Origin of the sequence: Phenylobacterium sp., from assembly GCF_036723115.1 — a bacterium.
GTDB lineage: Bacteria > Pseudomonadota > Alphaproteobacteria > Caulobacterales > Caulobacteraceae > Phenylobacterium.
In genome coordinates, this window is record NZ_DAIMHV010000120.1 from 1 (window position 1) to 8086 (window position 8086).

At 70.7% G+C, this 8086-nt stretch carries 11 protein-coding genes; 3 read left to right on the top strand and 8 right to left on the bottom strand.

The genetic code is table 11. The features are described 5' to 3' along the window. The 3 genes from V7D28_RS11745 to V7D28_RS11755 all read left to right on the top strand — a co-directional run. Positions 1-427: ATP synthase beta subunit C-terminal domain-containing protein (locus tag V7D28_RS11745; RefSeq protein WP_442957931.1), on the top strand; the 427-nt coding region annotated here is incomplete at its 5' end. Between the two features lie 6 nt (positions 428-433). Next, positions 434-700: an ATP synthase F1 subunit epsilon gene (locus V7D28_RS11750; RefSeq protein WP_333587570.1), complete on the top strand. Its 267-nt coding sequence runs from the start codon at positions 434-436 to the stop codon at positions 698-700. A gap of 208 nt (positions 701-908) precedes the next feature. Next, complete coding sequence (locus V7D28_RS11755) at positions 909-1532, top strand: hypothetical protein (protein WP_333587571.1); 624 nt, start codon at positions 909-911, stop codon at positions 1530-1532. 20 nt (positions 1533-1552) lie between these two features. On the opposite strand, the gene V7D28_RS11760 is transcribed toward V7D28_RS11755, so the two are convergent. The 8 genes from V7D28_RS11760 to V7D28_RS11795 all read right to left on the bottom strand — a co-directional run bounded on the left by V7D28_RS11760 (position 1553) and on the right by V7D28_RS11795 (position 8078). Then, positions 1553-2323 (bottom strand): alpha/beta fold hydrolase, encoded by a 771-nt coding sequence (locus tag V7D28_RS11760; RefSeq protein ID WP_333587572.1) that lies wholly within the window; start codon positions 2321-2323, stop codon positions 1553-1555. A gap of 91 nt (positions 2324-2414) precedes the next feature. Next, the gene (locus V7D28_RS11765; RefSeq protein ID WP_333587573.1) at positions 2415-2915 is read right to left on the bottom strand and encodes an RNA pyrophosphohydrolase; all 501 of its coding nucleotides are present in this window, start codon (positions 2913-2915) and stop codon (positions 2415-2417) included. Further along, entirely contained in the window at positions 2912-4072 is a 1161-nt protein-coding gene (locus tag V7D28_RS11770) for a divergent polysaccharide deacetylase family protein (RefSeq protein ID WP_442957932.1), read from the bottom strand. Before V7D28_RS11770 ends, V7D28_RS11765 begins: the two co-directional genes overlap by 4 nt. A 98-nt stretch (positions 4073-4170) precedes the next feature. Beyond that, the gene (locus V7D28_RS11775) at positions 4171-5556 is read right to left on the bottom strand and encodes a S41 family peptidase (RefSeq protein ID WP_333587574.1); all 1386 of its coding nucleotides are present in this window, start codon (positions 5554-5556) and stop codon (positions 4171-4173) included. A gap of 70 nt (positions 5557-5626) precedes the next feature. Continuing rightward, positions 5627-6514 (bottom strand): murein hydrolase activator EnvC family protein, encoded by an 888-nt coding sequence (locus V7D28_RS11780; protein WP_333587575.1) that lies wholly within the window; start codon positions 6512-6514, stop codon positions 5627-5629. After that, positions 6507-6971: a 23S rRNA (pseudouridine(1915)-N(3))-methyltransferase RlmH gene (gene rlmH, locus V7D28_RS11785; protein ID WP_333587576.1), complete on the bottom strand. Its 465-nt coding sequence runs from the start codon at positions 6969-6971 to the stop codon at positions 6507-6509. The genes V7D28_RS11780 and rlmH overlap by 8 nt, the downstream gene beginning before the upstream one ends. Positions 6972-6983: 12 nt before the next feature. Further along, entirely contained in the window at positions 6984-7403 is a 420-nt protein-coding gene (rsfS, locus tag V7D28_RS11790; protein WP_442957933.1) for a ribosome silencing factor, read from the bottom strand. A gap of 57 nt (positions 7404-7460) precedes the next feature. After that, positions 7461-8078 carry a nicotinate-nucleotide adenylyltransferase gene (locus V7D28_RS11795; RefSeq protein ID WP_333587579.1) on the bottom strand — a complete coding sequence of 206 codons (618 nt, stop codon included), beginning with the start codon at positions 8076-8078 and terminating at the stop codon, positions 7461-7463. Positions 8079-8086: the final 8 nt, after the last annotated feature.

Below are 8086 nucleotides of genomic sequence, written 5' to 3' on the forward strand. Positions count from 1 at the left end.
GCGCGACATCGCCGCCCAGGCCATCTTCCCGGCCGTGGACCCGCTGGACTCCACCAGCCGGATCATGGACCCGCTGGTGATCGGCGAAGAGCACTACGCTGTCGCCCGCCGGGTGCAGGAAATCCTGCAGCAGTACAAGGCGCTGAAGGACATCATCGCCATCCTGGGCATGGATGAGCTGTCCGAAGAGGACAAGCTGATCGTGGCCCGGGCGCGGAAGATCCAGCGCTTCCTGTCGCAGCCCTTCCACGTGGCCGAGCAGTTCACCAACACGCCCGGCATCTTCGTCAGCCTGGAAGACACCATCCGGTCCTTCAAGGCGCTCTGCGACGGCGAATACGACCACCTGCCCGAGCCGGCCTTCTACAATGTCGGCACCATCGAGGACGCGGTGGCCAAGGCCGAAAAGCTGGCTTCGGAAGCCTAATTCATCATGGCCGACAAGCTGCACTTCTCCCTCGTCTCTCCGGAACGCGAGCTCTTCTCCGGGCTCGTGGACCAGGTGGACGCGCCGGGAACCGAGGGCGACTTCGGCGTCCTGGCCGGCCACGCCCCCTTCATGGCCACCCTGCGGGAAGGCCGGGTTGTGGTGCGCAATGACGGCCGCGAGACCCTCTATGAGGTGAAGGGCGGTTTCGCCGACGTGACCGCTTCGGGCCTCACCATCCTGGCCGAACAGGCCGCCGCGGTCAGCGCCTGACGGGCGCGGCCGACCGACCGGCGATTTCAGAAGGGCGTCAGACCATCGGTCTGGCGCCCTTTGTCTTGCCGGCTCCTGTCGGAAACCCGCCCACAAGGGCGCGCGGCGGGACTCATCGCCTCACAGGCCCGTGATCGCTCTTGCGACAGGGCGCAGGCTTTAGTGTGATGGCGCGCGACATCACGTTTGCAAGTCAGGGGAAAACGCCATGCGCACGCTCATCGCCAGCCTCGTCCTGTCCGTCGGCCTGGGGGGCGCGGCCCTGGCCCAGGAGGCGGCCGAGCCCGTCGCCCCGGCCGCGCCGGTCGCACCGCCCGCGGCGGCGCCCGCCCCGGTGGAGCGCCCGACCCTGCCCACCACCGGCGACGGGGCTGCGGTGCTGTCGGTTCTGACCCGGGCCTGCGTGCCCCTGGTCCAGCAGACCAAGACCTTCGACCAGGCCACCAAGGAGCTGAACCTCCGCCGCAACCGTCGTTCCGGCAATTTCGAAGCCCCCCTGGGCGGCGACCGCGCCTATACGATCGCCCTCCTGCCCCAGGGGTCGAACACCAATGTCTGCATGGTGGAGATCAACTATCCGGTCGGGGGTGAAGCCCCGCTGGTGGAGGCCCTCAACATCTGGGCCTTCCTGCACGAGCCGGAGCTGGTCCTGCAGCGCAACGACTTCCAGGTGGGCGCCGACAACATCAAGCGCATCACCCTGGCCTGGGAACACTTCACCGACAGCGAGTCCACCGGCCTGGTCTTCGTTCAGCTGAAGAACCCCGACGATACGCCGCTGGAGCGGGGCTACGACAAGGCGACCCTGCTCTATAGCGAACGGACGTTCTGAGATCGGCCGGGCCGGCCGCGTCAGCGGGTCCGGCCCACGCCCGCCAGGCCCTGGTCCATCCAGGCCAGGCAACGCCCCGCCACGGCCTCCCAGCCGGGCTCCCCGGGCAGCCAATGGCTCATGCCGGGCAGAACCTCGCAGTCGCCGCCGATCCGCGCGGCGGTGGCCTGGGCGGTCGCCGGCGGGTGGACGGAGTCCCGCTCGCCCACCAGGACCAGCGCCGGCGCGTCGGGTCCCGTCCCCGCATGGGTGGTCATGCCCGGGTCCAGCCACCAGTTCAGGGTCTCCCACAGGGCCCGCCCGCTTTCTGGCCGCATCCGCTCCAATATGGGCCGCCGCCTTCCCGCCGGCAGGCGATCGAGGCTGAACCGCAGCATGAGATTGCGATCGGGCGCCACGGCCTGGGTCCAATAGGGGCCGAGCATCTGCAGGCCGAAGGCCGTCACCCCTTCCTCCAGGGTCCATCCGCTGACCCCCCAGGGCGGGGACGGCGCCAAGAGGATCAGGCCCGCCACAGGCGCCCGGCGGGCCGCTAGCAGGCCCACCAGCCCGCCCAGGCTGTGGCCCACCAGCACCGGCGGGCTCGTCTGGGCCTGGGCCAGGTCCGCCACATGGCGGGCATAGTCGAGCATGGAGAGGCCGCGCACCCGATCGGCGGGATCGCCGGGGTCATGGCCGGGCAGGCTGGGGGTCAGGACCTTGTGGCCCGCCGCCTCGAAGGGGTTGCGGAACTGGTCAAAGGTCCATCCGCCGCAGAATGCGCCGTGGACCATGATGATGGGCGCCGCCATGGGCTTCCTTCGTGTGGCGCGGTTAGAGCGCGCTCCGACAAGTGGGAACCGGTTATCGGATCGAAACGCGCTCAAGTCTCTGAATCAGGCTCTAGGCTGCGAACACCGCAAAGGCGTCCGCAACCTGCCTGTAGACCTCCCGCTTGAAGGGCGCCACCAGGTCGGGGGTTTCCGCCAGATAGGCCCAGCGCCAGGCCTCGAATTCCACCGGCGGGTGGGCCTCCAGATCGATCTCGGACTCCGGGCCGTCGAAGCGCAGGGCGAACCAGACCTGGCGCTGCCCCTTCCAGGCGCGGCCGATGGGCTTGCCGGCATGTTCGGGGGGGAAGTCATAGGTCAGCCAGCCGTCTGTGCGGCCCAGCACGGTGACGCTGCGCACCCCGGTCTCCTCCACCAGCTCGCGCAGGGCGGCGGCCTGGAGATCCTCGCCGGCGTCCACGCCCCCTTGCGGAAACTGCCAGTTGTGCGGCGGCGGGGTCGCCGCCCGCTGGCCGAACCAGACCCGCCCGTCGGGATGGAACAGGACCACGCCGACATTGGGGCGATAGGGGGCGAGGTGAGGGGGCGCGTCGTCCCCGACGGCGGCGCTCATCGGCGGGTCAGGGCCGAGGCCGGCGCCAGCTGATAGCCCCGTTGTTCCACCCCCTGGGCCCAGGCGGCCACCTGGGAGATGGTCAGGGGATAGGCGAAGCCGGAGCCCAGGGCCTGGCCGCGCTCCAGCGCCTGGGCCTCCAGGGCCAGCAGCTGGCGGTCGATGGCCTCGGTGGACAATTGCTCGTCGATCACGCGCCCGGCCGTGGCTCGCGGAACGCCCAGGCCGCGGCCAGCCGCCTGACCATCGTCCACAAAGGCGAGGCCGCGGGTGCGCAAGGCCGTGGTGAAGGCCGCCATGGCCGGGTCCGAGGCCAGGAAGCGCGAGCCCAGATAGTTGGTCAGGCCGAAATAGCCCGTGGCCCGCGACAGAATCCACTCCAGCCGCCGGGTGGTCTCCGCCGCCGGCGAACTGGCCAGCAGGGTGTAGGGGCCTGGATCGTTGTCCGGATAGTCCACCGGCTCCATGGGAGTCTCCAGCAGGACCTCGTGGCCGTGCTCGCGCGCCAGGTCGATCCAACCCTGAAGACCTTCGGCATAGGGCACGAAGGACAGGGTGATCTCCGGAGGCAGGGTTTCGATCGCCTCGCGGGTGGCGCGGCTGTTGAGGCCCAGGCCGCCCACCACCAGGGACACCCGGGGCTTGCCGTTGGCGGTGAAGGGGCGGGCATAGGCCTGGGCCGGGGTGCGGCCGTCCGGGGCGATCACCGGCAGGGGGCCATTGGGTCCGGGCGCGGAGAGACCGGCCAGGGGCGCGGCCGGCAGGGGCTGTCGGTGGCGGGCGGGCTTGGCGCCAGGGAGGGTGATCACCGCCTCGCCCGAGGGGCCGTCATCGGCCAGGGGCGATTCGGAAAGCTCGAAGACCTCCTCGGTCACGCCGGGTCCGGCGCCCTCGGCGGTGAGAGCCTCGCGCCAGCCCGGCGGCGCCGCGGCCACCACGGCCTGGGCGAGCGGCAGGCGGACCACCGGCAGCCCCGCCTTGGGATCGCCGATGATCAGAACCAGGGCGCTCAGGGTCAGCAGGAAGAGCAGGCCAGCCCCGCCCGCGCTGATATAGGGATTGGCCAGGGCCGCGCGCACCTGGGCCAGACCGCCGCCCGTGGCGGGGCTTGTCGCCGGCGCCGCCGGCCCGATCGGCTTCTTTGAGAATTTGGACACAGGCCTCGACCCTCTCGCGCCACCCTGCCGCGAACACGGTTAACGAAGGCCTTACCGTCGCCGTCGGCCGCTGCGACCGGCCCTGGCCCGCAGGGGACTCAGTTGGGTCGGGGCGCCTCGGCCACCCGGTCCTTGCCGCCGATCACCTCGGCCAGACGGGCCTCCGGCTTGGGCAGCTTGGGCGTCGCCGCCACGGAGCCGTAACGCAGCACGTCCTGAGCCCGGACCAGCTGGAAGTCCTTCTTCTCGTCGAAGTCCTCCGGCGGGGATTCCGCCGGCTGGTGGGCGCCGCGGCGCTCCAGCCCTTCGCCGGCGTTCAGGGCGTTGCGCAGGGAGGCCTCGCTGAACTGGAAGGCGCGGTTGGCGATGGCCTGGGCCTCGTTGCGGTTGGCGGCCACCTCCAGGTCCGGCTCGATGCCGGTCTTCTGGATGGAGCGCCCCGAGGGGGTGTAGTAGCGCGCCGTGGTCAGCTTCAGGGCGCCGTCCATCCCGCCGCGCAGGGGGATCACGGTCTGCACCGAGCCCTTGCCGAAGGAGGTCAGGCCCACCAGCTCGGCCCGCTTGCGGTCCTGCAGGGCGCCGGCGACGATCTCGGCGGCCGAGGCCGAGCCGGTGTTGATCAGCACCACCATGGGCAGGCCCTGGGCGATGTCGCCGGGGCGGGCGTTGTAGCGCTCCACGTCCCGAGCGCCGCGGCCCCGCTGGGAGACGATCTCGCCGCCCTCAAGGAACAGGTCCGACAGGCCCACGGCCTGGTCCAGCAGACCGCCGGGATTGTTGCGCAGATCCAGGATCAGGCCCTTCATCCGGGGATTGGCGGCGCGCAGCTCGGTGAAGACGCGCTCGGCCTCCTCGGTGGTGCGTTCATTGAAGGCCGAGACCCGCAGATAGCCGAAGTCGCCCTCCATCCGCGCCACGGCGGACTTGGGCTTGATCACCTCGCGCACCACCACGACGTCGAAGGGGTCGGACTTTTCCCGGGCGATGGACAGGGTGACCGCCTCGCCCGGCTTGCCGCGCATCTGCTTGACCGCCTCGTTGACGCTCATGCCCAGGACGCTCGCCCCGTTGACGGCGGTGATATAGTCCCCGGCCTTGATGCCGGCCTTGGCGGCGGGCGTGTCGTCCATGGGCGAGATGACCTTGACCACCCCGTCCTCGCTGGTGACCTCGATGCCCAGGCCGCCATACTCGCCGCGGGTGGTGTCGCGCATCTCGTCGAAGCTCTGGCGCGTCAGATAACCCGAGTGGGGGTCGAGGGAGGTGAGCATGCCGTCCACGGCCGACTCAATCAGCTTGGTCTCGTCCACCTCGGTGACGTATTGCCGCTCGACGATGTCGAGCACGTCGCCGAACAGCTCCAGCATCCGATAGGTTTCCCGCGACGGCTGGTTGGCCGAAGCCTGGGCCTGCTGGCTCACATAGGCCATGGACCCCGCCCCCAGGACGAAGGCCGCCGCGCCGATCATCAGATACTGTTTCATAGGCCTAGCCTAAGTCTCCCTTTGCGGCGATTTGGCGCCGCCCGGGGCTTTCGTTCGCACGGTGCGACGATCAGCCCGCTTCTTCTTTCAGCCAGCGCCCCGGATTGACCGGAGCGCCCCGTTCCCGGACCTCGAGATAGAGTTCCGAGGCCGACTGTCCCCCATCGGCCATCCAGCCGACAGGCGTCCCGGCCGCGACCGATTGTCCGACCTCTACGGTCGCCCGATCAAGGCCTGCCAACACCAGATGGTATCCACCGCCCATCCGCAAGATCAAGATAACGCCCCAACCCCGCACGGGACCGACATATTGCACCAGGCCGGCGCCTGGACTTTGCACACGGGCGCCCCGATCGGTCAGGAAGACGACGCCCTTGGAGCGGGCCTCGCCGTTCAGGGGATCGCCGAACCGGTGGGTCATCACCCCTGCGGCCGGCGCCACCAGCACCTCGGGCGGGGTGAGCGGCCCCTGGAAGGCGGCCTGGGCCGGCGCCTGGGAATAGCCGCGCAAGGCCGCGCCCTCGGGGTCCACCGCCTCGGCGGCGGTGTCGGCCTGCTCGCTCTCGCCGGTGAACAGGGTTTCGCTGGCCACGGCCGCCAGGCGCCTCTGACGGGCCAGGTCGCCGGCCTCAGCGGCATAGGCCTGGGCGCGGCGCTGCAGCTCCGGGGTCATGGCCTTGACCAGCACGGCGGCGCGGACCGCGTCGCGGGCGTCGTCGGGGCGCACCAGCAGGGCCGGGGGCGGATCGCGGCGCAACTGCACCAGCACCGACAGCAGGCGGGCCAGCTGGTTGTCGTGGCGGCCCCGCTCGGCGTTCAGGGCCTGCTCCCGGGCGTCCAGGGCCGCCAGGCGGCTGGGCTCGGAGGCGGCGGCCGCCAGCACGCCCAGGCCCGCGGCCGCCGCGGCGACGGCCAGAAGCACCGGGGCGCGGGAAAGGCGAAGCCGGGCGTCAGTCACGGTGATAGGGGGAGCCCCCCAGTATGGTCACGGCGCGGTAGAGCTGTTCGGCCAGCATGGCGCGGGCCAGGGCGTGGGGCCAGGTCTGAGGTCCGAAGGCCAGCCGACCCTGGGCCGCCTCCCGCAGGTCGGGATCGAGCCCGTCGGCCCCGCCGATGAGGAAGACCAGGCGCCGGGCCCCGCCGTCGCGCAGGGCCGCCAGCTCCTGGGCGAAGGCGCGGGAGGCCCGCGCCTGACCCCGTTCGTCACAGGCGATGATGTGGGCGTCTTTCAGGTGCGGTTTCAGGGCCTCGGCCTCGGCGGCCTTGCCGGGCTTTCGCCCCTCGACCTCGATCACCTCGAAGGGGCCCAGGCCCAGATTGCGGCCCGCAGCGGTGGCGCGGTCGATATAGAGCCGGACCAGCTCAGCCTCCGGCGTGCGCGCCAGGCGGCCCACCGCCAGGATGGTCACACGCAAGTCCGCCTCCGCTCAGGAGGCGGCGACGGCGTGGCCCGATGCGTCCACCGACCAGATCTTCTCGATATTGTAGAAGGACCGCACTTCGGGACGGAACAGGTGGACGATGATGTCGCCGGTGTCGATCAGCACCCAGTCGCAGTGGGGCAGGCCCTCGACGCGGGCCCGGCCATAGCCATGCTCCTTTAGCGCGCGCAGCAGGTGATCGGCGATGGCGCCCACGTGCCGCTGGGAGCGACCCGAGGCGACGATCAGCCCATCGGCCACGGCGCTTTTGCCCTTGAGATCGATCACCACCACATCCTGGGCCTGGTCATCGTCCAGGCGGCTCAGGATCAGGTCTTCCAAGGCCTCGATACGGTCCTCGGGTTCAGAAACGGCGGCCTCGGGGCCGGCGGTTTCCTGCGCGCCAGGCGCGGCTTCACTATTCAGCGGGAAACTCCTCTTAGGTCCACGCAAGACCTACCCTAGCACGAATTGACGCCCAGGTCAGCGGTCCTTCGCAGGTCCTGACCGGCGCATCCGTTCCCGCAGGGCGGTGGAGGACTGGAAGTTCAGCGGGCCGCGCAAAAAGACCCAGGCCGGCGCCTGGCGCAGGGGCAGGCCGTGGGACTCCGCCGACGGTGTCCGCCGGTGCGCGAACCGGCGCGCCGCGGGCGAGGTGCGGCTCTTGAGCGAGATCCAGGGCCGGGAGACCACCGCCACGGGCACTTCGCGCATGATCTGAGTCCACCCCCGCCAGCGATGGAAGCTCGCCAGACTGTCGGCCCCCATGATCCAGACGAAGCGCACCCCGGGAAACCGGGCCTTCAGGGCGCGGATCGTGTCTATAGTGTATTGCGAGCCCAGGCGGGTCTCCACGTCAGAGACCTTCATCCCCCGCTGCCGGGCGAAGGCCTCGGCCCCGGCCAGGCGCTGGGCCAGGGGGGCCGTCTCGTGCCGGGCCTTGAGGGGGTTCTGCGGCGAGACCAGCCAGATCACGAGGTCCAGCCCCAGGCGACGGCGGGCGGTCTCGGCCACATGGGCGTGGCCTCCATGAGCCGGATTGAACGAGCCGCCGAACAGCCCCACCCGCATGCCCGGCGCCAGATGGAAGCCGGGGCGCAGGGCCGCCG

What these genes read in the sequence shown, in the direction of transcription:
- V7D28_RS11750 (WP_333587570.1), top strand. Translation starts at nt 434, where the DNA reads ATGGCCGACAAGCTGCACTTCTCCCTCGTCTCTCCGGAACGCGAGCTC.
- V7D28_RS11755 (WP_333587571.1), top strand. Translation starts at nt 909, where the DNA reads ATGCGCACGCTCATCGCCAGCCTCGTCCTGTCCGTCGGCCTGGGGGGC.
- V7D28_RS11760 (WP_333587572.1), bottom strand. Translation starts at nt 2,323, where the DNA reads ATGGCGGCGCCCATCATCATGGTCCACGGCGCATTCTGCGGCGGATGG.
- V7D28_RS11765 (WP_333587573.1), bottom strand. Translation starts at nt 2,915, where the DNA reads ATGAGCGCCGCCGTCGGGGACGACGCGCCCCCTCACCTCGCCCCCTAT.
- V7D28_RS11775 (WP_333587574.1), bottom strand. Translation starts at nt 5,556, where the DNA reads ATGAAACAGTATCTGATGATCGGCGCGGCGGCCTTCGTCCTGGGGGCG.